19 protein-coding genes and 1 tRNA gene are annotated in these 21,775 nt (G+C 66.8%); 12 read left to right on the top strand and 8 right to left on the bottom strand.

What is annotated here, in order from left to right:
• Positions 1-74: 74 nt before the first annotated feature.
• The 3 genes from BES08_RS08020 to BES08_RS08010 all read left to right on the top strand — a co-directional run bounded on the left by BES08_RS08020 (position 75) and on the right by BES08_RS08010 (position 1,454).
• Positions 75-149: transfer RNA gene (locus BES08_RS08020), tRNA-Asn, on the top strand.
• 86 nt (positions 150-235) lie between these two features.
• Complete coding sequence (gene apaG, locus BES08_RS08015) at positions 236-634, top strand: Co2+/Mg2+ efflux facilitator ApaG/CorD (protein ID WP_008831267.1); 399 nt, start codon at positions 236-238, stop codon at positions 632-634.
• A gap of 37 nt (positions 635-671) precedes the next feature.
• Complete coding sequence (locus BES08_RS08010) at positions 672-1,454, top strand: LysR family transcriptional regulator (protein WP_008831268.1); 783 nt, start codon at positions 672-674, stop codon at positions 1,452-1,454.
• Positions 1,455-1,602: 148 nt separating this feature from the next.
• On the opposite strand, the gene rlmN is transcribed toward BES08_RS08010, so the two are convergent.
• Entirely contained in the window at positions 1,603-2,931 is a 1,329-nt protein-coding gene (rlmN, locus tag BES08_RS08005) for a 23S rRNA (adenine(2503)-C(2))-methyltransferase RlmN (RefSeq protein ID WP_069708041.1), read from the bottom strand.
• 290 nt (positions 2,932-3,221) lie between these two features.
• Here rlmN and BES08_RS08000 point away from each other — a divergent pair, with 290 nt between their 5' ends.
• Positions 3,222-3,893: an outer membrane protein gene (locus BES08_RS08000; RefSeq protein ID WP_037520291.1), complete on the top strand. Its 672-nt coding sequence runs from the start codon at positions 3,222-3,224 to the stop codon at positions 3,891-3,893.
• Positions 3,894-3,946: 53 nt separating this feature from the next.
• On the opposite strand, the gene BES08_RS07995 is transcribed toward BES08_RS08000, so the two are convergent.
• Genes BES08_RS07995 through BES08_RS07975 form a run of 5 tightly spaced genes read right to left on the bottom strand, consistent with a single transcriptional unit; the run spans position 3,947 to position 8,032 of the window.
• Positions 3,947-4,441: a hypothetical protein gene (locus tag BES08_RS07995; RefSeq protein WP_069708040.1), complete on the bottom strand. Its 495-nt coding sequence runs from the start codon at positions 4,439-4,441 to the stop codon at positions 3,947-3,949.
• On the bottom strand, positions 4,442-5,218 hold the full coding sequence (locus BES08_RS07990; RefSeq protein WP_231958202.1) for a TSUP family transporter: 777 nt from the start codon (positions 5,216-5,218) through the stop codon (positions 4,442-4,444).
• Positions 5,215-5,694 (bottom strand): transcription elongation factor GreB, encoded by a 480-nt coding sequence (greB, locus tag BES08_RS07985; protein ID WP_069708038.1) that lies wholly within the window; start codon positions 5,692-5,694, stop codon positions 5,215-5,217. Before greB ends, BES08_RS07990 begins: the two co-directional genes overlap by 4 nt.
• Before the next feature lie 30 nt (positions 5,695-5,724).
• Positions 5,725-6,021, bottom strand: coding sequence for a hypothetical protein (locus BES08_RS07980; protein WP_008831274.1), 297 nt, complete (start codon positions 6,019-6,021; stop codon positions 5,725-5,727).
• 19 nt (positions 6,022-6,040) lie between these two features.
• On the bottom strand, positions 6,041-8,032 hold the full coding sequence (locus tag BES08_RS07975) for a lytic transglycosylase domain-containing protein (protein ID WP_069708037.1): 1,992 nt from the start codon (positions 8,030-8,032) through the stop codon (positions 6,041-6,043).
• 100 nt (positions 8,033-8,132) lie between these two features.
• On the opposite strand from BES08_RS07975, the gene dapA reads away from it, so the two are divergent.
• Complete coding sequence (gene dapA / locus BES08_RS07970) at positions 8,133-9,014, top strand: 4-hydroxy-tetrahydrodipicolinate synthase (protein ID WP_008831276.1); 882 nt, start codon at positions 8,133-8,135, stop codon at positions 9,012-9,014.
• Positions 9,015-9,063: 49 nt separating this feature from the next.
• Here dapA and BES08_RS07965 read toward each other — a convergent pair whose 3' ends face one another.
• Complete coding sequence (locus BES08_RS07965; RefSeq protein WP_069708036.1) at positions 9,064-11,016, bottom strand: alpha/beta hydrolase family protein; 1,953 nt, start codon at positions 11,014-11,016, stop codon at positions 9,064-9,066.
• A gap of 225 nt (positions 11,017-11,241) precedes the next feature.
• Here BES08_RS07965 and smpB point away from each other — a divergent pair, with 225 nt between their 5' ends.
• From smpB to BES08_RS07930, 7 genes are all read left to right on the top strand, one after another.
• The gene (smpB, locus tag BES08_RS07960) at positions 11,242-11,724 is read left to right on the top strand and encodes an SsrA-binding protein SmpB (protein ID WP_008831278.1); all 483 of its coding nucleotides are present in this window, start codon (positions 11,242-11,244) and stop codon (positions 11,722-11,724) included.
• Between the two features lie 6 nt (positions 11,725-11,730).
• The gene (locus BES08_RS07955) at positions 11,731-12,318 is read left to right on the top strand and encodes a DUF2062 domain-containing protein (protein WP_069708035.1); all 588 of its coding nucleotides are present in this window, start codon (positions 11,731-11,733) and stop codon (positions 12,316-12,318) included.
• A gap of 13 nt (positions 12,319-12,331) precedes the next feature.
• Entirely contained in the window at positions 12,332-14,767 is a 2,436-nt protein-coding gene (locus tag BES08_RS07950; RefSeq protein ID WP_069708034.1) for a hybrid sensor histidine kinase/response regulator, read from the top strand.
• A gap of 122 nt (positions 14,768-14,889) precedes the next feature.
• Positions 14,890-15,960 carry a recombinase RecA gene (recA, locus tag BES08_RS07945; protein ID WP_008831281.1) on the top strand — a complete coding sequence of 357 codons (1,071 nt, stop codon included), beginning with the start codon at positions 14,890-14,892 and terminating at the stop codon, positions 15,958-15,960.
• Positions 15,961-16,542: 582 nt separating this feature from the next.
• A complete protein-coding gene (alaS, locus tag BES08_RS07940) occupies positions 16,543-19,191 on the top strand; it encodes an alanine--tRNA ligase (RefSeq protein ID WP_069708033.1) in 2,649 nt (882 codons plus the stop codon).
• Entirely contained in the window at positions 19,188-19,670 is a 483-nt protein-coding gene (locus BES08_RS07935) for a hypothetical protein (RefSeq protein WP_069708032.1), read from the top strand. The genes alaS and BES08_RS07935 overlap by 4 nt, the downstream gene beginning before the upstream one ends.
• Before the next feature lie 106 nt (positions 19,671-19,776).
• Complete coding sequence (locus tag BES08_RS07930; protein ID WP_069709191.1) at positions 19,777-20,709, top strand: glutaminase; 933 nt, start codon at positions 19,777-19,779, stop codon at positions 20,707-20,709.
• Positions 20,710-20,818: 109 nt separating this feature from the next.
• Here BES08_RS07930 and BES08_RS07925 read toward each other — a convergent pair whose 3' ends face one another.
• Complete coding sequence (locus tag BES08_RS07925) at positions 20,819-21,757, bottom strand: DMT family transporter (protein ID WP_069708031.1); 939 nt, start codon at positions 21,755-21,757, stop codon at positions 20,819-20,821.
• Positions 21,758-21,775 lie beyond the last annotated feature (18 nt).

Raw genomic sequence — 21,775 nt, 5'->3', positions numbered from 1 at the left:
AGTAGCGCCGACGCGGTCGCGTTGAAGAGCGACTGCCAGTTTAGCCTGCCAGCCCCCCGACGCTGGCAGGCCGTTCCCCGATAGCTCAGCGGTAGAGCATTCGACTGTTAATCGAATGGCCGTAGGTTCGAATCCTACTCGGGGAGCCAAAGTCCGATAGCGGAGCAGATTGCCGGAACCTGCTCACTTCTACACGGTTGTAGCCTGAAAGAATCGTGGTTAGGTTGCCCGTGTCATGAAGGAACTGTTCCAGCACTCCGCGATCACCGACGGCCTCACCGTGCGTGTGGCCGTCAATTTCCTGCCCGAGCAATCGCGTATCGAGGCGGGTAAATGGTTCTGGGTGTATCACATCCGGATCGAGAACGAGACCGACCACACGCTGCAACTGATGACCCGTCACTGGCGCATCACCGATGCCAACGGCAAAGTCGATGTGGTCGAGGGTGAGGGCGTCGTCGGGGAACAGCCGTTGCTCGAACCGGGCCGGAGTCACGACTACGTCTCGGGATGCCCGCTTTCGACGCCGCAGGGTTCGATGGAGGGGTATTACACCTTCCGCCGCGATGACGGCACCGAATTCCGCGCCAGCATCCCCTTCTTCCCGCTTGCTGCGCCCGCGACCGCAGGCTGATATTGCCCCGCGCGACTGTGGCGCTTAGGGAAGCGTCATGAAGCGCACGCACCTGCCCCTCAACGCCCTGCGCGTCTTCGACGCAGCGGCGCGCCATCTCTCCTTCACCCGCGCCGCCGACGAACTGGCGGTGACTCCCGCCGCCGTCGGCCAGCAGATCCGCGCGCTGGAAGACCTGCTCGGCGTGGTGCTGTTCCGCCGCACCAGCAAGGGGCTGGAACTGACCGAAGAGGCGGGCGCCGGCCTTGCCGCGCTGCGCAGCGGGTTCCTCCATTTCGAGGACGCCGTGCAGGCTATGCAGGCGGGGCAGTCGAGCCACGTCTACACCATCGCCTGCCCGCGCGAGTTCTTCGCCGCCTGGCTGGCACCGCGCCTTGCCGCATTTCGCGCTGCTAATCCGCAAGTGCGATACGTGCTGGTCGATGGCGAGATGACGGATTTCACAGAAGCTAACCTCGACCTCGCGGTGCGCTGGACGGATGGGCCGGGCGACCTTGAGGGCGTGGCGCTCGGTAGCGCCGAATGGGTCGAAGTGGGCTCGGGCGACTGGATCGGCTGGCCGGGCGACCCCGAGCCGGACGGTGAGGGAGAAGAGGCCAAGCCGCCGGTCGTGGTGAGCGATGCCGGGCAGGCGATCGCCGCCGCGCTGGCCGGGATCGGCCGTGCGCGCATTCCGGCGCTGCTTGCGGCGGGCGTCGCCGGGCGCGATGCGGCTGTGGGTGAGCCAACGCCGAGCCGTCGTGGCTATTGGCTGGTCGCGCCGACGCCGCAGTGGCGGCAGAAGAAAGTCAAGGAACTCGTCGCGGCGCTGACGGAGTGAGTTGCCCACCCCGTCCGACTAACTCGCTGCGCTCGTAAGTCTCCCGGCCCTCCCGCCAGCGGGAGGGCAAAACAGACCTCTCATTCCCCTCCCGCTGGCGGGAGGGGGCAGGGGTGGGCTTTCATCATTCATCAGCGGTGGGCTTCCCTCAGCCCAGCAGCGCCGCTTCCTTCTCCGCCAGCAGGCGGTCGATCTCGGCGCGGCTCTTCTTTTCCGCTGCCGTCTTGAGCTGGCCGCAGGCCGCATCGATGTCGCGTCCGCGCGGGGTGCGCACCGGCGCGGAAATGCCGCCCTGGAACACGATCTCGGAGAACGAACGGATGCGCTCGGGCGTCGAGCATTCGTAAGGTGCGCCGGGCCAGGGGTTGAACGGGATCAGGTTCACCTTGGCGGGCAGCTTGTAGTGCTTGAGCAGGCGGACCAGTTCGCGCGCGTCGTCGTCGCTGTCGTTCTTGTCCTTGAGCATCACGTACTCGAAGGTGATGCGCCGGGCGTTGGAGGCGCGCGGATAGTCGGCGCAGGCCTGCAGCAGCTGCTCGATGCCGTACTTCTTGTTCACCGGCACGATCTCGTCGCGCACTTCCTTGGTCACCGCATGGAGCGAGACGGCAAGGTTCACGCCGATCTCCTCACCGCAGCGTTCCATCTGCGGGATCACGCCCGAGGTGGAGAGGGTGATGCGGCGCTTCGACAAGGCGAGGCCGTCACCGTCCATCACCAGCTTGAGCGCATCGCGCACGTTGTCGAAGTTGTAGAGCGGCTCGCCCATGCCCATCATCACGATGTTGGTCAGCAGGCGGCCGCTGGGGTGGTAGCCGCCTTCCTCGTCATCGTCGTCACCGATGTCGTCCATCAATGCGGCGAGGCGGCGACTGTCTTCGGCGTTCTTGGGCCACTCACTGAGCGAATCGCGCGCCAACATGACCTGGCCGACGATCTCGCCCACGGTCAGGTTGCGCACGAGGCGCATGGTGCCGGTGTGGCAGAAGCGGCAGTTGAGCGTGCAGCCGACCTGCGAGGAGACGCAGAGCGTCCCGCGATCGGCGTCGGGGATGAACACCATCTCGAAGTCGTGCGCGTCCGCCGTGCGTAGCAGCCACTTGCGGGTGCCGTCGCTGGAGTGCTGCGCCTCGACGATCTCCGGGCGGCCGATGACGAAGCGCTCCGCCAGCCAGGGACGCATGGTCTTGGCGATGTCGGTCATCGCCTCGAACTCGGTCACGCCGCGGTGGTAGAGCCAGTGATAGACCTGCTTGGCGCGCAGCTTGGCGGCCTTCACGTCCAGCCCGGCGCCTTCGAACAGTTCGGCGATGCGCTTCTTGGGAAGGCCGATGAGGTCGATGCGCCCGTCTTCGCGCGGGGTCACGCCGTCCACCAGGGAGGGACGCGCCACGGTCATCGGGTCGACGTTGCCCGGGATCGGCGTGAGGCCGGCGGCGGTCGAGACCGCTGCGGTGGAGATGTGCTGCTCTGACATGATCGGCGGGCATATAGTGCATATCGCCCCGAAACGGAAGATGCCCGCCCGCGCGAGCCTGCGCGAACGGCGAGCGCTTTGTCAGGTTCCCGTCACACATCGCGCCAGATACTCCATCCATCGACGCAGTGTTGCCGAAAAACATCAACGTTTTCGTTGTGTTAGGTTCAGGAAACTCCGGGCGGTCCATCCGCTTTTGACCAGTCCAAGGCGGGGCGACCCGCTTGCTGGAAGCCCGATGGGCAAGCGGGAACAGCCCGCCTCACGGGATCGTTTTTGGAGTACCGTTTATGAAGAAGATCCTTGTTTGTCTTGCCGCAGGAACCGCGATGGCCTCGGCCGCTCCGGCTTTCGCGCAGAATGTCGCGCCGGTCGATCCGTTCTCGCAGTTCCACGTCGAGGCGCTGGGCGGCTACGACGCCACCAAGGCGGGGAGCAGCGTTGACGACGACGTCAACGAGGACAACAACAAGACGGTCGACGGGTTCACCTACGGCGTCGGCGCGGGCTACGACTTCCGCGCGGGCAACCTGGTGGTCGGCCCCGAGGCGGAAGTGACCTGGTCCACCGCCAAAACCCGCTTCAACGACGGCGAGTTCGAGGGCTTCGGCCTCGGCAACGTCAAGGCGAACCGTGATCTCTACGTCGGCGCGCGCGTCGGTTACGTGATCAGCCCGAAGACGATGCTCTATGCCAAAGGTGGCTACACGAACGCCAAGTTCGACGTGCGCAGCACCTTCGGCACGGTCGACACCAATCGCGACATCGATGCCGACGGCTGGCGCATCGGTGCGGGCGTCGAGCAGGCGGTGACGAACAACGTCTTCGCCAAGATCGAGTATCGCTACTCGAACTACAGCAAGGGCGAGATCGACTACACGAACGAGATCCCCGACAGCCAGCGCTTCAACCTCGACCTCGACCGTCACCAGGTCATGGCGGGCGTGGGCGTGCGCTTCTAAGGTTTCACGACCTCATGGCGAGGGAAGGGCGGGGCCGTGGCTCCGCCCTTCTTCTATCTGAGCCGGGCGCAGCCGATCAGCGCGGCGTCCATGGCGGAAGCGGCCCCGGGCAGGACATACGTATCGCCGAAAGGCAGCCCCCGGTCGTCGCGCGCGCCGATGGTCATCGTGCGGGCAGAGCGCATGGCGGCGCTGATCGCGGCGTTGTCGGCATCGCTGCGCGGCCATGCGTCGCCGCCGCCGCCGGTCAGTTGCAGGCGCCTGTCACCGATGCGAAGGGTGATCACCGCATTCTGCGCGAGCTTGCGCGACAGCCGGAAATGCACCTGCCCCCGCGCTCCGCGCCTCGGCCACGTGCCGATCGCCGCGTAAGGCTGGTAGTCACGCCGCTTTGCGCTCGGCTCGGCCTTGGCGATGGCGTAGCAGCGCGGGACGAGCGGATCGCGAAAGGCGCCCCAGGTCCCGTAGAGGCCGAGGCTCTCGCGGGCGTGTGCCGAGGGGGCGAGCGCAAGGCATGACAGGGACAGGAGAGCCGCGAAGCGAAGCATTCAGAACAAGCTCCACAGCGGGTTCTTCGGGTCGGAGAGCAGCTTCACCGTCAGTGCGAAGGACATGACGACGAGCAGCGGCCGCACGCCCTTGCCGCCGTAGCGGATCGCGAGGCGCGCGCCGACCTGGTTGCCCGCGACGTTCGCCGCCGCCATGCCCGCGCCCAGTAGCCACAGCACCTTGCCGCCCGCGATCATCGCCAGCAGCCCGGCGACGTTGGTGGACAGGTTCAGGAACTTGGTATTGGCGATCGCGCGAACGAGGCCAAGTCCGCCCAGCGCCACCAGCGCCGTCGTCAGGAACGAGCCGGTGCCGGGGCCGAAGAAGCCGTCGTAGAAACCGATGCCGCTGGTGATCAGCGTCAGCCCCACGCGGCCGACGCGGGCGTGGCGATCGACCTCGCTCATCGGCGGGGCGAGCAGGAAGTAGAGCCCCATCGCGATCAGCAGCACCGGCACGAAGGCGGCGAGGAACTTGGGATCGACGAACTGCACCGCAGTTCCGCCCGCTACCGAGCCGACGAAGGCGCCGAGCGCCGGAAAGGCGAAGGCCTTGAGGTCGACATGCCCGGCGCGGTGGAAGGTCAGGAAGGCGGAGGACGTGCCGATGGTGCTCTGCAGCTTGTTGGTCGCCAGCGCAGAGACGGGCGGTATGCCCGCTGCCATCAGCGCCGGGATCGTCAGCAGCCCGCCGCCGCCCGCCAGCGCGTCGACCCCGCCCGCAAGAAAGGCGATGGCGATGAGGAAGCCGATCGCTTCGACGCTCAACTCCATCATGGGTAGCTCACCGCCATGATCTCCCACTCCTTCTCGCCGGACGGGAGGCGCACGATGCGCAAGTCGCCCACGCCTGCGCCGCGCAGGGCGCGGGCGATCGGGGCGCTCCAGCCGATGCGGCCGGTGGAGGCGTCCTGTTCGTCGTCGCCGACGATGGTGATGGTCAGGCGCTCGTCGTCCTCGTCGGCGAGTTCGACGGTGGCGCCGAAGAAGACTTTGCCGCGCTCGGTCTGGTCGGCCGGATCGACGACCCGCAGCACCTTCATGCGGCGGGCGAGGAAGGCCAGTTCGCGGTCGATCTCGCGCATGCGCTTGCGGCCATAGAGGTAGTCGCCGTTCTCGGAGCGGTCGCCGTTGCCCGCCGCCCACGATACGATCTCCACGATCTCCGGGCGCTCCTTGCCGAGCAGGTGGTCGTAGCGGGCGCGCAAGGCGGCCATGCCAGTGGGAGAGATGGGAGGACCGGCGGGTTTCATGTCGCCGCTGATAGGGCGAGTGCGGCTCGATTAGAAGCGGCGTTTGCGCGTCATCAACCACGCCAGCGCGCAGGTGCCGACGAGCGGGCCGATCCAGTCGATCCACTGGTCCAGCTTGGGCCAGACGCGCAAATCGAACGGCCCCCACCACGGCATGTTCGCGCGCAGGCCGTGGCCGAACTGCTCGATCCAGCGATACTCCGCCTGCGCCGCCTCGCGCCCGATGAAATAGGCGCTGGCGAGTGCCGCGCCGGTCCACCAGTTGCCGGTCAGGCGGGCGACGAGGACCTGCACCGCCAGCGCCAGCAGCAGATGTTCGAGGTACATCACCGGGCGGGCGCAGCGATCAGCCCGGCGCGCGCTTGCCCGGCATCAGTCGCGAGAGCTTGTTCGCGCCGTTGTAGTCCGATTTCTCCGGATACATCGTCTCGTAGACCACGGCGTTCTCCAGCACGCGCTGGACGTAGTTCTTGGTCTCGTAGATCGGGATCTGCTCCAGCCAGTCGAGCCACTCCACGGAGCCGGTGCGCGGATCGCCGTTGGCGCGCAGCCACTTGTTCACGTTGCCGGGGCCGGCGTTGTAGGCGGCAATGGCCAGCGGAAGCGCACCGCCAAAGTAGTCCTTCACGCGGCGGAAGTAGGCGTCGCCCAGCAGGATGTTGTAGCTGGGATCGCTGATCAGCGCGCCTTCGTCATAGGCGAGGCTCATCTTGCCCGCCTGCTCGCGCGCGGTGCCGGGCATCAGCTGCATCAACCCGCGTGCGCCCGCGTGGCTGAGCGCGTTCTGGGCGAACTGGCTCTCCTGCCGGGCTAGGGCGTGGACCATCGTCCAGTCGGTGCCCTGGGGGGTGGGCACCAGCGGGAACGAAATCTTGCCGAACTGGTCGAACCCGCCCGCATGCGCGCTCTGGCCCATGATGACGGCGAGGTCGCGGCGGCCGATCTCACGCGCCAGATCGGCGACGAGCACGTAGTCCTCGGCGGTCTGCGCCTGGTTGGATATCTCGCGGTAGAACTGCACGCCGGTGCGCCAGTCGGCGTCGCGGGCTACGTCGCGCACCGCCCGCGTGATCGGCAGCGAGGCGAACGAGGTGCGCTGGGCCATGCTCGGCACCGCGCTCGGCCGGGTGTCGAGGTTGGGGATCGGGCGGCTCAGCCGTTCGAGCGAAAGCTGGCCGTAGAAGTACTGCGGATACTGCGCCGCCATCTCGAAGTAGCGGTTGGCGCCCGCCGTGTCGCCGCCCATCGCGGCGGCGCGGCCAGCCCAGTAGAAGCCCTTGGAGCGCGTGCCCGGCGTCTGCGCGGCGGCGCCGTAGCGGTAGAACAGCGGTGCGGCCTGACGCGGGCTGGAGAGGCTGCACAATGCCTTGGTCCCGCCCAGCCACATCAGCGTGGTGTAGTCGTCGCGCACCCGGAAGGACTGGCGGCTGACGTCGGTGCCGGGGGCGAAGGCGTCGTCGATCGAGGTGGCGATGCGCACCGCGCTCGATGCGTCGGCGGCTTTCGCGGCGGTGAGCAGTTCGCGCACCCACTGCTCGGGCTGGGCTACCGGGCGCGATAGCGGCGGGCGATTGGCGAGCAGGCTCACCGCACCGGCGCTGTTGCCCGAACGGCGCGCCTGCACCGCGCGGTTGTAGATATAGCCGGGGTCGGACGCGATGCCGGAGGGCAGGCTCATCCCCAGCGTACCGGGGGCGGAGCCTTGCAGCAGCGTCAGGCGCTCCATGAACTCGGAGCGGCGCGCGGCGGAGACGAAGGAAATCTGCCGCTCGGCCTGCGCGGTTTCGCCCTGCCACAGCAGCGCATCCATGCGCGCGTCGTGATCGGCGGCGGTGAACTGGCCTCGATAAAGGCCGAGGAGGGTGGCCTCGTCCGAATCGATCAGCGCTCCCATGCGCCAGGCGGCGACGGCATTGGTCGCGGCATCGGCGCGGCGCATCGTCGAGAGCGCCACGGCATAACGGCCCGCCGCGCGGCTGCCGATCGGGGCGAAGCGGTCGAAGTAGCCGATCACCGCCTGGGCCGAGGGCGATTCGGTCAGCAGCGCCTTTTCGGCATAGCCCCTGATCTTGTCCTGCTGCGGATAGCCCGGATAGGTCAGCAGGAACGAGGTATAGGCGGCGAAGCCCATGCGGTCGTTGGCGCTCAGCAGCTTCCACTGGTCGATCGACTGGTGGACGTTCATGTCGTGCGTCTGCATCGACTGCGCCCTTGCCGCATCCCATTCGCGGCCGTCCGGCGTCCCGTAGGGCGACGTTGACTGGGCGAGTGCGGGAACGGCAAAAACGGTGAAAGAAATGCTCAGCAGCAGGTGGGGGGCGCGCAACATGCTGGACATTTTCTCAAGAGGCTCCTTATCAGGCGCTGAACGTGACGTTCGGCAAGCGGGGTTGTTCCCCGGCTGAGCGATCATTGAGCATCGCTAAGAGGTAAAGTCCATGTTCTCCGGCTCGATTCCCGCGCTTGTCACACCGTTTCGCGACGGGGCGTTCGACGAACAGGCTTTCCGCCGCCTCGTCGACTGGCAGATCGAATCGGGCTCCTCCGCGCTCGTCCCCTGCGGCACCACCGGCGAGAACTCGACGCTGTCGAACGCCGAGCACCACCGCGTCATCGAAGTCTGCATCGAGCAGGCGGCGGGCCGCGTGCCGATCATCGCCGGATGCGGCAGCAACGACACGATGAACGCGCTGCTGCACATGAACTTCTCGAAGAAGTGCGGCGCGGCCGCCGCGCTGCTGGTCGCGCCTTACTACAACCGCCCGAGCCAGGCGGGCCTGCTGGCGCACTTCAGCTACCTTGCCGAGAACAACGACTTGCCGATCGTGCTCTACAACGTGCCCGGCCGCACCGTCACTGACCTGTTGCCCGAGACGGTCTGCGAACTCGCCCGCCGCTTCCCCGGCCGCTTCATCGCCATCAAGGACGCCAGCGGCGACCTCAGCCGCGTGACCGACCACCGCATGGGCATCGGCAAGGACTTCGTGCAGCTTTGCGGCGATGACGAACTGGCCCTGCCGTTCAATGCGGCGGGCGGCGTCGGCTGCATTTCGGTGACCGCCAACGTCGCGCCCGCGCTCTGCGCCGAGTTCCAGGCCGCCTGCGCCGCCAATGATCTGGAGAAGGCGCGCGAGTTGAACGACCGCCTCTACCCGCTGCACTACGCCATGTTCGAGGACAGCTCGCCGGGGCCGTGCAAGTACGCGCTGGCGCAAGTCCACGACTGGATCGAAAACGAACTGCGCCTGCCGCTCGTCACGTGCGGCGAAGCGGCGATGAAGTCCGTGGACGAGGCCTTGGTCCACGCCGGGCTGGTGTAAGGCTTCCGCGGGGCCCCGGCACAAGTCTGGGGCGCCGCGCCTTTTCGCCTCACTCCGCTGGATTGTGCTGCTGAACGAAGCGCATCGCCGCTGCCAGCATCTGCTTGCGGGTCTCCTCGCGCGAGAGCCAGTGGTCCTCGCCTGCCAGCGTGACCAGTTCGTAGGGCTTACCGGCATCCTTCAGCGCATCGGCCATGACCAGGCTCTGGCGGTAGGGGACGACCGTATCGTCCTTGCCGTGGATCAGCAGCACAGGCGCATCGGCCCGTGCGGCGAAGCGGCGCGGCGATGCGGCGTCGAAGCCCTTGCGGTCGCCGAGTTGCTCGACCAGTGAACGGCCCAGCATCTTGGACCCCCCGCTTTCGCGAAGATCGGTGTCGTACATCAGCTTGATGTCGGCGACGCCCGCCACCGAGACCGCGCACTTGTAGAGCCCCTGCTGGATCGTCACCCCGGCCAGTGCGGCATAGCCGCCGTAGCTCGCGCCGACGATGCAGGCCCGCTTCGGATCGACGATGCCGCGCCCGGCCAGTTCGGCGAGGCCGTCTGAAATATCGGTCTGCATCTTGCGGCCCCACTCGCCGTCACCGGCATGGCGAAAGGCGTCTCCGCGTCCGGTCGAGCCCCGGAAGTTGGGCTGGAACACTGCATACCCGCGCGAGGCGAAAGCCTGCGCCCACCAGTCGAACGCAGGCTTGTCGTAGGCGGCCGGGCCGCCGTGGGGCAGCACGACGAGCGGCAGTCCCTTGGCCTCGCGTCCCGGTGGCAGCGTGAGGATGCCGTCCATCTCCAGCCCGTCCTGCGCCTTGTAGTCGATGGCCGAGATCGGTCCGACCTGCTCGGGAGCGATGCTTGGCCTTTCGTCGCCGACCGGATCGGCCCGGCGCTGCGCGACGTCGACGAGATACCAGGTGCCGCTGTCCTGGTTGCCGCTGGTGCGCAGCAGGACCTTGGAGAAGCCCGGCGTCCAGTCGATCAGGTCAACCTGCCTGCCCGCGAAGGCTTTGAAGATGCGGGTGATGGCGTGCTGCTGCACAGGATCGTCCATGACCGTGCGCGGCACTTCCTCCATCGTGCGGTAGCCGATGAGGATGCCGGTGGTGCGGTCTACGAAAAGGCGATCGATGGCGATGCCGGGCAGATACTCCTGAGGCGTTCCCCCGGCGAGGGGCACTTCGAACCAATGCTGGACGCCGTCCTTGTCCTCGATCTGGTAGATCACGCTCGCCCCGCCGCGCCCGAAGGCGACGAGGCTGACGTCGCCGGTCGGGTCGACGCCGCGCACCAGTTCCTTTCCGCGCAGCGTGTCGATCGTCCACAGGCCGCTTTCCTCCGCGATGTCGAGCGTGACCGAGACCGTGCCCGAGGCATCGACGAGCCAGTCGCGATAATGGTTTTCCGAGGCAGGAGGAGCGACCACGCGCGGTTTGTTGGTGGCGATGTCGACGGCGTAGAGCGTCGTGCGCCCGTGCTTCCAACTCGGCTCGCCACGGGTGGTGGTGTCGAGTGCGATGCCGCCGAAGAAACCTACCGTGCGCCCGCCGATGGTGCGCAGGCCATAGCGGCCGCGCGTGGCATTCACGATCGCGCGGTTCTTGCCGAAGACCAGCCCGGTCTCGTTCCCCGCCTTGAGCGGGATCAGGACGGTGCCGTTCATCTCCACCTTGTCTGCGGTGAAGCCGAACAGCGGCACGGTGGCACTGTTGGTGAGGAGCAGGGTGTCGGCATCGGCCCAGTCGATCCGCCGTATCTTGTTGGTGCCGCTGGCGGCGTTGAAGCGAACCTTGCCGTCCCGGGTGACCACCAGGATCCGGCGTTCGCCCTGGGACTGGGCGACGCTGGCGATGGAACCGCCGTCAGGCGAGAGGGCGGCATCCTCCACGCGCGGCAGTTCCCCATAGGCATCGAGCGGTGGCGGCTCGACCGTCGCCGCCGAAGCTGCCGGCAGCACTTGCAGGAACAGAAGGGCGGTCGGAACGGCCGCCCGCAGGACTGTGCGCATATGAGAAATTCCCCCGAATTTGCACGCGATATTCCCGCAATTCCGGGCGTTTGCAACGCAAGGTTGATCCGGAAGGCGATGACAATCCGTTAACACCGCCGTTCATTCGCGAGCGCGGCTGTCCATCCGGTTCGGCCGCTTCGTGGCGCGTGGAGGATTTCTCGCGCTGAACCGGATCAAAGGGGCGTTTTCTTTTCGCCGTCTTGTCCCTACATGCGGCTGATCATGGCACGCCCTCAAAACTCCGTATTCGACAAGTTCAAGACCGTTGCGGAAAACCGCAAGGCACGGTTCGACTATTATATCGAGGACAAGTTCGAGGCCGGCATCGCGCTCACCGGCACCGAAGTGAAGTCGCTCCGTTTCGGCGAGGGTTCGATCGCTGAATCCTTCGCCGAGATTCGCGGCGGCGAATGCTGGCTGGTCAACGCCAACGTGCCTGAATTCAGCCACGGCAACCGCTTCAACCACACGCCCAAGCGCCCCCGCAAGCTGCTGCTGCACGAACGGGAAATCTCCCGTCTGCAGGGCGCGGTGGAGCGCAAGGGCATGACGCTCGTGCCGCTGTCGATCTACTTCAACAGCCGGGGCCGCGCGAAAGTCGAACTGGCGCTCGCCAAGGGCAAGAACGCCGCCGACAAGCGCCAGACGATCAAGGACCGCGACTGGAAGCGCGACCAGGCCCGCATCATGCGCGACCACGGCTGAGCCGGGATGAGCGCAATCCTCCACCGCATGTCCGTGTGGCTGCACCGGCAGATGCCCACTCACGCCCAGCTTGAGGGGAATCGCTTCACCGCGCCTTTCGCAAGGCGGCAGGAACTGTTCCGCTTTACCCGCCGCTCGGTCCCGCGCGGCATGGCAGTGGGCATGTTCATCGGCATCTTCGCGCTGATTCCGGGCGTACAGATCGTCGGCGCGGCGCTGATGTGCGTGCCGTTTCGCGGCAACATCCCGCTCGCGGCGGCGGTGACCTTCATCTCCAATCCGTTCACGACGCTGCTGATCATCCTCCCGCTCGCGGTCGCGATCGGCAACAGCTTCGGCTATCACGCCGACATCGCCACGGTGAACGCGATGGTTCGTGAGGGCGCGGGTTTCCAGCAGTGGTGGCACTGGCTGCTTTCCGATACCGCACCCGCCGTGGTGATCGGCCTGTTCATCCAGTCGGTCATCGCCGCTTTCGTCAGCTATTTCCTGACCTTGTGGTTCTGGCGCTGGTGGATCGGCCACAAGCACCGCGCTCGCCGCCTGCGGCCGAAACGGGATCGCATCGAAACCCCGACGGAAACCCCCGCATGAATGAAGTCTCTGCATGAACTCTGGCATACCGCGCCCCGGACTGCGCACTGACGTCCTCGTCGTCGTCGGAGCCCTGCTTCTGAGCGCCGTGCTGATCTGGACCGTCTCGGGCGACGTGCTGCTGATGGCGACGTTCCTTGCCGCGATCCTCGTGTTCGGTGCAGGCGCATGGGCGCTTGCCCGCCGCCGCGCGCCGGCCGCCGAGGTCGAGTTCGCCCAGCCCGACTGGTCGGTCACCGTCGCCGGGATCGAGCGCGCCGACATGGCGATCGCCGTCACCGACCGTGCCGGGCGCCTGACTTGCGCCAATTCCTGTTTCGAGAACTGGTTCGGCCCCGCTGCCGCGCCGCCCAGCCTGCCGGTTCTGCCGATCTCGCTCGAACGCCTCGCCGAAGCCACTCGTCGCGCCTGGCGCGACGGTCACGGCACGGCCGAGATCGCCAACGAGGACGGCGTCCACTGGCGCGCAGACGTGCGCCGCACCGGCAGGGGCGACGATTTCCTCGTCTGGCGCATCGGCGCCATCGGCTCCAGCGACCCGGTCGGCGAACTCGTCGCGCAGCTTGATGGCAAGCTGGGACGCGGCCTTTCCAAGGCGGGCATCGCCGCCGCGCTGGTCGATCCCGACGGCACTATCCGCGCCGCGAGCGCCGGTTTCGCCCTGCGCGCCACCGGTGATGCCCATGCCGACATGACCGGCGCCGACTTCGTCGCGCTGCTCGGCCAGGAGGAGGGCGAGCGGATCGGCTGGGCGCGTGATGGCGGGCGCGGCGGCGCGCTGGTGCTCTATCACGTCCCCGTCACCGACCCTGACCGTACCGACGAGGCCGACCCCAACACGACCCCGTCGCTGATGCTCGTGGTCGAGGCCTCGCAGGGCATCGGCACCGGAGGCGGCGGCACCGGCTCCGCGCCGCATCTGGAGGCACTTCTCAGCCAGCTCCCGCTTGGCCTCGCCATGGCCGACCGCGACGGACGCCTCCTCTTCGCCAACCCGGCCTTCATGCGCGCGGCCGGCCACGAAGGGCAGGAGCCGCCGACCTACCCGACCGACCTCGTCGTCAAGGATGACAAGCGCGCGCTGTCCGAAGCGATCCGTCGCTTCGCGCAAGGCCCGGCTGCGGCGGGAGACCTCGCGATACGCCTTACCAGTCAGCCGGATGATCCCGTCTCGCTCAGCCTCGCGGGCGTGCGCGGCCTTGGCGATGCCGCCGTGTTGCTCGGGCTTACCGATACCTCTGAGGAAATGCGCCTCAAGCGTCAGGTCGCACAGGCCACCAAGATGCAGGCGGTGGGCCAGCTTGCGGGCGGCGTCGCGCACGATTTCAACAACGTGCTCACCGCCATTCTCGGCACCTGCGACCTCATGCTGATGCGCCATACGCCGGGCGATTCGGACTATGACGACATCCAGCAGATCCGCGCCAACTCCAACCGCGCCGCCTCGCTGACCCGCCAGTTGCTCGCCTTCTCGCGCCAGCAGACGCTCCGGCCCGAGGTAATCCAGGTGCCCGACGTCGTCGCCGACGTCTCGCAGATGCTGCGCCGCCTGATCGGCGAGAAAATCCAGCTTGCCGTCACCCACGACCGCGATCTCGGCCCCGTCCGCGCCGACCCGACGCAGCTCGAGCAGGTCATCGTCAACTTGTGCGTCAACGCCCGCGACGCCATGCAATCGCGCGGCGACGGTGCGGGCAAGCTGACGCTCGCGACCCGCCGCATCACCACCACCGACGTGCGCGCGATGCGGTCCGAGATCATCCCGGCGGGCGAGTACACCGCGCTCATCGTCGAGGATACCGGCGGCGGCATCCCGCCCGAAATCCTCGGCAAGATCTTCGAGCCGTTCTTCACCACCAAGGAGCAGGGCAAGGGCACCGGCCTCGGCCTCTCGACCGTCTACGGCATCGTCAAGCAGTCGGGCGGCTTCATCTTTGCCGAGACCGACGTGGGCCAAAATGGCAAAGGCGGCGGCACGCGCTTCACCGTCTATCTCCCGGTCCACCATGCGACCCCCGGCAGTCTCCCTGAAAAGGCGATCGTCGCCCCCACCCCGCCGCCGACGCAGTGGGCGGGCGGCGGCTCGATCCTGCTGGTCGAGGATGAGGACCCGGTGCGCATCGTCGCCGAACGCGCGCTCACCCGGCAGGGCTACCAGGTCACCTGCGCGCGCGACGGTGAAGAGGGCCTCGAACTGGTGGAGGAGGGCGGCCAGTTCGACCTCGTCGTCTCCGACGTCGTCATGCCCACGCTCGACGGTCCAGCCATGGCGCGCGAGATTCGCCGCTTCGCGCCCGACCTGCCGGTGCTGTTCATGTCGGGCTATGCGGAGGAGCAGCTGCGCAAGCAGATCGGCATCCCCAACGCCTGGTTCATGCCCAAGCCGTTCTCGGTCCAGCAGCTCTCCGAAAAAGTCGGGGAAGTTCTGGCGCAGACCGCCAAGGGCTGATTCCCGCGTTAAAAAACGGAAATCTGCCGAAGTTCCTATCTTGTTCTGGTGGAACGAAGCGAGTACAGGTCGCTTCGTGACGTTGACCTTTCCGGTCAGCTAGGTAGCAGGAGGTAAGTAATATGGCCGCTCAGCTCAAGCTGATCCAGGAAGGCAAGGAAAAGGACTCCATGGACCGTCAGAAGGCGCTCGAAGCCGCGCTCGCACAGATCGACAAGGCGTTCGGCAAGGGCTCCGCGATGAAGCTGGGCTCGAAGGAGACCATGCAGGTCGAAGCGATCTCCACCGGCTCGCTCGGTCTGGATATCGCACTTGGCGTCGGCGGCCTGCCGCGCGGCCGCGTGATCGAGATCTACGGTCCGGAAAGCTCGGGCAAGACCACGCTCGCGCTGCACTGCATCGCCGAAGCGCAGAAGACCGGCGGCACCGCCGCCTTCATCGACGCCGAACACGCGCTCGACCCGGTCTATGCCAAGAAGCTGGGCGTCAACATCGACGAACTGATCGTCTCGCAGCCCGACACCGGTGAGCAGGCGCTGGAGATCGTCGACACGCTGGTGCGCTCGAACGCGATCGACGTGCTGGTGGTCGACTCGGTCGCCGCCCTCGTCCCCCGCGCCGAAATCGAAGGCGAGATGGGCGACAGCCACGTCGGCCTCCAGGCTCGCCTGATGAGCCAGTCGCTGCGCAAGCTGACCGGTTCGATCAGCCGCTCGCGCTGCATGGTGATCTTCATCAACCAGCTGCGCATGAAGATCGGCGTCATGTACGGCAACCCGGAAACGACCACGGGCGGCAATGCGCTCAAGTTCTACGCCTCGGTCCGTCTCGACATTCGCCGCACCGGCGCGATCAAGGACCGCGACGAAGTCGTCGGCAACGCTACCCGCGTCAAGATCGTCAAGAACAAGGTCGCCCCGCCGTTCAAGCAGGTCGAATTCGACATCATGTACGGCGAAGGCGTCTCCAAGATCGGCGAAATCCTCGACCTCGGCGTCAAGGCCGGCCTCGTCGAGAAGTCGGGCGCGTGGTTCAGCTACGATTCGATCCGCATCGGGCAGGGGCGTGAAAACGCCAAGACCTACCTCAAGACCAACCCCGAAGTCTGCGACCGCCTCGAAAAGGCGATCCGCACCAAGACCGACGGTCTGGCGGAGGAAATGATGGTCGGACCTTCCGAGGACGACGCCTGATCCGATAACGAACCCCGGCAGGAATGTCGGGGTTTTTTGTTTCGGGAAGAGATTGAAGTATGAATGCGAGGGTTAACACCCTCGCGCTCCCGGGACTGTCGGCCTTGTGCCTTGCAGTTGCCTTGGCTCTGCGGATTAGAGGTGGGACAGGGCCAGGATGGTACCGGCTACTGTCACGGCGGCGCCGATGCTCAGTTGGATGGGATTGGTCAGGCGCCGCAAGGGCAGGGCGAGGGATTGTTCGATCTTGGTCATCCTCTGAATATACGACTGAAGCGCTTGCAGTGCTCACGCAGAGAATCGTTCACAGTCATGCGCTTTCTGCGGCGAAGCCGCTTTTCATGTCGAAATGGCCCGCGGCAGCATGATCCACGAAGGCAATGCGCACCCGGCGCTGCTGCACGCACGACGACGACAGGTAACGGGGGTGCAGGGGGCTATGCTCCCCTGCTTTGTCTTCCCTTCTTCCGTAACCGACCCGCCACTATGGTGCAAAAACCGGCGTATCATCGCAATTCCCGACCAGTCTGACCGCAGACTCCCGCTTGCCGCCGCGCGCGGTGTCCATTATCGGCGCAAATCATGCAGACTACGAACGACATCCGCCGGTCCTTCCTCGACTACTTCGCCAGCAATGGTCATGAGGCCGTGCAGTCCGCGCCGCTCGTTCCTTACAACGATCCGACGCTGATGTTCGTCAATGCGGGCATGGTGCCGTTCAAGAACGTCTTCACCGGCCTCGAAACCCGCGCCACGCCGCGCGCCACGTCGTCGCAGAAGTGCGTGCGCGCGGGCGGCAAGCACAACGATCTCGATAACGTCGGCTACACCGCGCGTCATCACACGTTCTTCGAGATGCTCGGCAATTTCTCGTTCGGCGATTACTTCAAGGAGCAGGCGATCACCCATGCGTGGACGCTGCTGACGAAGGAGTGGGGCCTGCCGGTCGAGAAGCTGCTGGTCACCGTCTATCATACGGACGACGAAGCCTTCGACTTGTGGAAGAAGATCGCCGGTCTGCCCGAGCAGAAGATCATCCGCATCCCCACGAAGGACAACTTCTGGGCGATGGGCGACGAAGGCCCGTGCGGTCCGTGCTCGGAAATCTTCTTCGACCATGGCGACCACATCTGGGGCGGCCCTCCGGGATCGCCGGAAGAGGATGGCGACCGCTTCATCGAGATCTGGAACCTCGTGTTCATGCAGTTCGAGCAGTCTGCGGGCGAGATCGTCGGCAACCTGCCCAAGCCCTCGATCGACACCGGCATGGGTCTGGAGCGTATCTCCGCCGTCATGCAGGGCGTCCACGACAACTACGACATCGACACCTTCAAGGCGCTGATCGCCGCGTCGGAAAGCCTGACCGGCGTTCCCGCCGAGGGTGACACTCGCGCCAGCCACCGCGTGATCGCCGACCACTTGCGCTCGACCAGCTTCCTGCTGGCCGATGGCGTGCTGCCTTCGAACGAGGGCCGCGGCTATGTCCTGCGCCGCATCATGCGCCGCGCCATGCGCCATGCGCACCTGCTGGGCGCGCGCGATCCGCTGATGCACCGCCTGGTGCCCGCGCTGGTCGCCGAGATGGGCCAGGCCTATCCCGAACTCGGCCGCGCGCAGCCGCTGATCGAAGAGACGCTGGAGCGCGAGGAAGTACAGTTCCGCCGCACCCTGTCGCACGGCATCAAGCTGCTCGACGAGGCGACTGCCGGCATGGGCGAGGGCGGCGAACTTCCGGGCGAAACCGCGTTCAAGCTCTACGACACTTTCGGCTTCCCCTATGACCTGACCGAAGACGCCCTGCGTTCGCGCGGCATCGCCGTCGACAAGGCGGGCTTCGATGCCGCCATGGCGCAGCAGAAGGCCGCCGCGCGCGCTGCGTGGAAGGGCTCGGGCCAGGCCGCAGACAGCGAAGTGTGGTTCGACATCGCCGAGCGCGAAGGCGCCAGCGAGTTCACCGGCTACACCTCGACCACCGGCGAAGGCCAGGTCGTGGCGCTGGTGAAGGACGGCAAGGAAGTCCAGTCGGCGAGCGCGGGCGACGCGGTCGTCGTGCTCACCAACCAGACCCCGTTCTACGGCGAATCGGGTGGTCAGGAAGGCGATCGCGGCTCGATCTCCGGCGCGAACGGCCTCAAGATCACCGTGATCGACACCGCCAAGCCGCTCGGCCGCCTGCACGCGATGAGCGGCACGGTCGAGGCGGGCACGATCAAGGTCGGTGATGCCGTTGCCATGGCGGTCGATGTCGAGCGCCGCGATGCCGTGCGCGCGAACCACTCGGCGACGCACCTGCTGCATGCGGCGCTGCGCGGCCGTCTGGGCGATCACGTCACGCAGAAGGGCTCGCTCGTCGCGGCCGATCGCCTGCGTTTCGACTTCTCGCACCCCAAGGCGCTGACCGAAGAGGACATCGCCGCGATCGAGGCCGAGGTTAACGCCGAAGTCCGCGCCAACGAGCAGGTGCTAACCCGCCTGATGACGCCTGACGATGCCATCGAGGCAGGCGCCATGGCGCTGTTCGGCGAGAAGTACGGCGACGAAGTCCGCGTGCTCTCGATGGGCCGCCATTCCGGCGATCGCACCTATTCGGTCGAGCTTTGCGGCGGCACCCACGTGCGCGCCACCGGCGACATCGGCGTGTTCCGCATCGTATCGGAAAGCGCGGTGTCCTCGGGTGTGCGCCGTATCGAGGCGATGACCGGCGAGGGCGCGCGCCAGTGGCTGGTCGGCCGCGAGGATGCGCTCAAGAACGCCGCCAGCTTGCTGCGCACGACGCCGGAGGACGTGGAAGCCCGCGTCGCCGCGCTGCTCGACGAACGCCGCAAGCTGGAGCGCGAACTGGCCGAGGCGAAGAAGGCGCTGGCTCTTGGCGGCGGCGGCGCGAAGGCCGAGGCGGCCGATGAGGACGTGAACGGCGTCAAGTTCTCCGGGCAGGTGCTCGAAGGGCTCGACCCGAAGGAACTGCGCGGGCTGCTCGATCAGGCCAAGCAGCGCCTCGGTTCGGGCGTGGCGGCGATCGTCGCGGTGAACGAGGGCAAGGCGAGCATCGCCGCTGCCGTCACTGAAGACCTCACCGGCACCGTCAGCGCCGTGGAACTCGTGCGCAAGGGCGTCGAGGCGCTTGGCGGCAAGGGCGGCGGCGGCCGCGCCGACATGGCGCAGGGCGGCGGTCCCGACGGTGACAAGGCGGCGGACGCCATCGCGGCGGTGAAGGCGGCGCTGGCGGGGTGATCCTGAAGGAGGGCGCCCGCAAGACTCTGGCCTTTGCAGGCTGCGGGTTCTGGCTGGCGTCCTCGTTCATGCCTTTCTTCGGTGGCTTGGCGAAGCATCAGGTTCAGTGTCGCGGGCGGAGCTTCACCGGCGATTTCGACGACTGCTTCAACGATTACATCCCGCTTCTGGAGCTTTCGGCGCCGTTGTTCGTACTGGCGGGGCTCTATATCTTCATGCGTCTGGCTTTTGCGATATGGTCGCCGGAGCCGGGCAATCGCCGGATGCGGTGGCGTCTTGCCCCGAAAGACTACCATACCGGATATGCCGCGCTGGCGGTCATGGGCGGCCTTTGGGCATTCTGGAGGGCTGCACTCTATCCGCTCGATGGTGTGACGGCGCCGTTCATGGGATTCTGGCTGGGTTTCGCCATCTGGTTCCTCGCCGGAGCATGGTGCGCATGGCAGGCCGGGGCGGACGAGGCGTCGTCCCGGACTTGATCCGGGACCGGTGGCGGGCTTTAGGTGAGGCCGGGCTGCGCGCGCGGCAAGGTGGGTCGTTCACGGCCAACGGTCCCGGGTCAAGCCCGGGATGACGGGAGATGACATGGAGCCGATTGCCCGGATCGTCGCCGATATCGCCGCGGAAATGCGCGGCATTGCCGAGCGCGGCACCGTCGCCTTCTATATTCCGCCGCTCGCGTCGGTTCCGGCCGACAAGTTCGGCATCGCCGTGGTAATGGCCGACGGCACGGTTCACGCTGCAGGCGATGCGGACGAGGCGTTCTCGATCCAGTCGATCTCCAAGGTCTTCGCGCTGACGCTGGCGCTGGGCGCGGTGGGGGACCAGTTGTGGAACCGGGTGGGCCGCGAGCCTTCGGGGTCGGCGTTCAACTCCATCGTGCAGCTGGAAACCGAGCACGGGATCCCGCGCAATCCCTTCATCAACGCCGGGGCTATCGTGGTGTGCGATGTGCTCCTTGGCCGGTTGCAGCCGCGCGAGGCGATCGGGCAGATGCTGCGTTTCGTGCGCGAACTGGCGGGCGACGACGATACGATCCACATAGACGAGACGGTCGCCCGCGCCGAGCAGGAGACCGGCTTTCGCAACATGGCGCTGGCCAATTACATGCGCGCCTTCGGGAACATCCATGGCGACGTGGAACTGGTGCTGGGCACCTATTTCCACTTCTGCGCGCTGGCGATGAGCTGTCGGCAGTTGGCAATGGCGGGGCGCTTCCTGATGGGGGACGGGCGTGTGGAGGGGCACCGGGTGGTCACTGCACGGCGGGCGCGGCGCATCAATGCGCTGATGATGTCCTGCGGGCATTACGACAATTCGGGCGACTTCGCCTATCGCATCGGCCTGCCGGGCAAGTCGGGGGTCGGGGGCGGCATCTTGTCGGTGGCTCCGGGGATCGCCAGCATCGCGGTGTGGTCGCCGGGGCTGAACGAGGCGGGCAACTCGCACCTCGGGCAACTGGCGCTGGAACAGCTTGTCCACCGCACGGGATGGTCGGTGTTCGAGCCGAGGGGATAGGCGCCAAGCCAGACCCTTAGACAAGCTGAGGGCGAGCGGACGTTATTGTGAGAACCTCTCAAATCCGCTCAGGCTGAGCTTGTCGAAGCCCCGGCTGCGCATGCAGCGGTTAATGCCTCCGATGCGCCGAAAGGCAGGTGACCACGCTCGCCACTACCAGCGCGAAGGCCGCCAGTTCCATCGGCGTCGGCAGGCGGCCTTCCCATGCGAAGCCGTAGATCAGCGCGAACAGCGTTTCGAACAGGATCATCTGGCCGACGAGGGTGAGTGGCAGCAGGCGGCTCATCCGGTTCCACAGCGCATTGCCGAGAATCGAGGCCAGGAGCGCGACGACGACGCAGACGGCCGCGAAAGTCAGCCATTCGGGGGCCGGGCGGCGCCAGTCCTCCAGCACGAGCGAGACGGGGAGGAGGAGCAGGGCCTGCGCTCCGGTGACGAGGCCGGTCAGCAGGTTCCACTCATGGACTGAGACTTTGGTACGCACGAGGCAGCGGGCATTGCCAATCGCAAACGTGGTCCACGAGGCGAGGGCACCGATGGCGCAGGCGAGGCCGGTCAGTTGCGCAGTCGTCGATCCGGAGGCGGGCGAGGCCAGCGACTGCCAGCCGATGCAGACCGCTCCTCCGGCGCAGAGCAGCAGCGAGGGCGCGAGGCGGCGCAGCGGTACGGCACCATGGTCGCGGCTGCCCACGATGGTCACCGCTACGGGCAGGAAGCCGATCACCAGCGAGCTCATCGCGACCCCGCCCGATTGCACGGCGCTGGCGAGGAACACGAAGTAGGCGGTGTTGCCGAGCAGGGCGAGCCAGGCAAGGCTCCACCACTCGCGGCGGGTCAGCGCGGCGAAGACCTGGCGGCGGCGGGGCGCGATCAGCAATGCCGACGCGGCTCCGTAGCACAAGTAGCGGCCGATGCTCAGCTGGAGGGGGGAGAAGCTGCCCGCCAGTTCGGGGGCGAGGAACACGAGGCCCCACAAGGCACCCGCGCCGATGCCGCAGAGCACGCCGGTCAGGCGGTTGTCAGTGGGGGTTGCCGTGCCTGTGGTCATCGTGTGGTAGCTTTATGT

The sequence above is a fragment of the Novosphingobium resinovorum genome (assembly GCF_001742225.1).
Taxonomy (GTDB): domain Bacteria; phylum Pseudomonadota; class Alphaproteobacteria; order Sphingomonadales; family Sphingomonadaceae; genus Novosphingobium; species Novosphingobium resinovorum_A.
The sequence above is the reverse complement of the archived record's forward strand: the minus strand, read 5'-3'. Positions and strand labels throughout refer to the sequence as shown.

What these genes read in the sequence shown, in the direction of transcription:
- apaG (WP_008831267.1), top strand. Translation starts at nt 236, where the DNA reads ATGAAGGAACTGTTCCAGCACTCCGCGATCACCGACGGCCTCACCGTG.
- BES08_RS08010 (WP_008831268.1), top strand. Translation starts at nt 672, where the DNA reads ATGAAGCGCACGCACCTGCCCCTCAACGCCCTGCGCGTCTTCGACGCA.
- rlmN (WP_069708041.1), bottom strand. Translation starts at nt 2,931, where the DNA reads ATGTCAGAGCAGCACATCTCCACCGCAGCGGTCTCGACCGCCGCCGGC.
- BES08_RS08000 (WP_037520291.1), top strand. Translation starts at nt 3,222, where the DNA reads ATGAAGAAGATCCTTGTTTGTCTTGCCGCAGGAACCGCGATGGCCTCG.
- BES08_RS07995 (WP_069708040.1), bottom strand. Translation starts at nt 4,441, where the DNA reads ATGCTTCGCTTCGCGGCTCTCCTGTCCCTGTCATGCCTTGCGCTCGCC.
- BES08_RS07990 (WP_231958202.1), bottom strand. Translation starts at nt 5,218, where the DNA reads ATGATGGAGTTGAGCGTCGAAGCGATCGGCTTCCTCATCGCCATCGCC.
- greB (WP_069708038.1), bottom strand. Translation starts at nt 5,694, where the DNA reads ATGAAACCCGCCGGTCCTCCCATCTCTCCCACTGGCATGGCCGCCTTG.
- BES08_RS07980 (WP_008831274.1), bottom strand. Translation starts at nt 6,021, where the DNA reads ATGTACCTCGAACATCTGCTGCTGGCGCTGGCGGTGCAGGTCCTCGTC.
- BES08_RS07975 (WP_069708037.1), bottom strand. Translation starts at nt 8,032, where the DNA reads ATGTCCAGCATGTTGCGCGCCCCCCACCTGCTGCTGAGCATTTCTTTC.
- dapA (WP_008831276.1), top strand. Translation starts at nt 8,133, where the DNA reads ATGTTCTCCGGCTCGATTCCCGCGCTTGTCACACCGTTTCGCGACGGG.
- BES08_RS07965 (WP_069708036.1), bottom strand. Translation starts at nt 11,016, where the DNA reads ATGCGCACAGTCCTGCGGGCGGCCGTTCCGACCGCCCTTCTGTTCCTG.
- smpB (WP_008831278.1), top strand. Translation starts at nt 11,242, where the DNA reads ATGGCACGCCCTCAAAACTCCGTATTCGACAAGTTCAAGACCGTTGCG.
- BES08_RS07955 (WP_069708035.1), top strand. Translation starts at nt 11,731, where the DNA reads ATGAGCGCAATCCTCCACCGCATGTCCGTGTGGCTGCACCGGCAGATG.
- BES08_RS07950 (WP_069708034.1), top strand. Translation starts at nt 12,332, where the DNA reads ATGAACTCTGGCATACCGCGCCCCGGACTGCGCACTGACGTCCTCGTC.
- recA (WP_008831281.1), top strand. Translation starts at nt 14,890, where the DNA reads ATGGCCGCTCAGCTCAAGCTGATCCAGGAAGGCAAGGAAAAGGACTCC.
- alaS (WP_069708033.1), top strand. Translation starts at nt 16,543, where the DNA reads ATGCAGACTACGAACGACATCCGCCGGTCCTTCCTCGACTACTTCGCC.
- BES08_RS07930 (WP_069709191.1), top strand. Translation starts at nt 19,777, where the DNA reads ATGGAGCCGATTGCCCGGATCGTCGCCGATATCGCCGCGGAAATGCGC.
- BES08_RS07925 (WP_069708031.1), bottom strand. Translation starts at nt 21,757, where the DNA reads ATGACCACAGGCACGGCAACCCCCACTGACAACCGCCTGACCGGCGTG.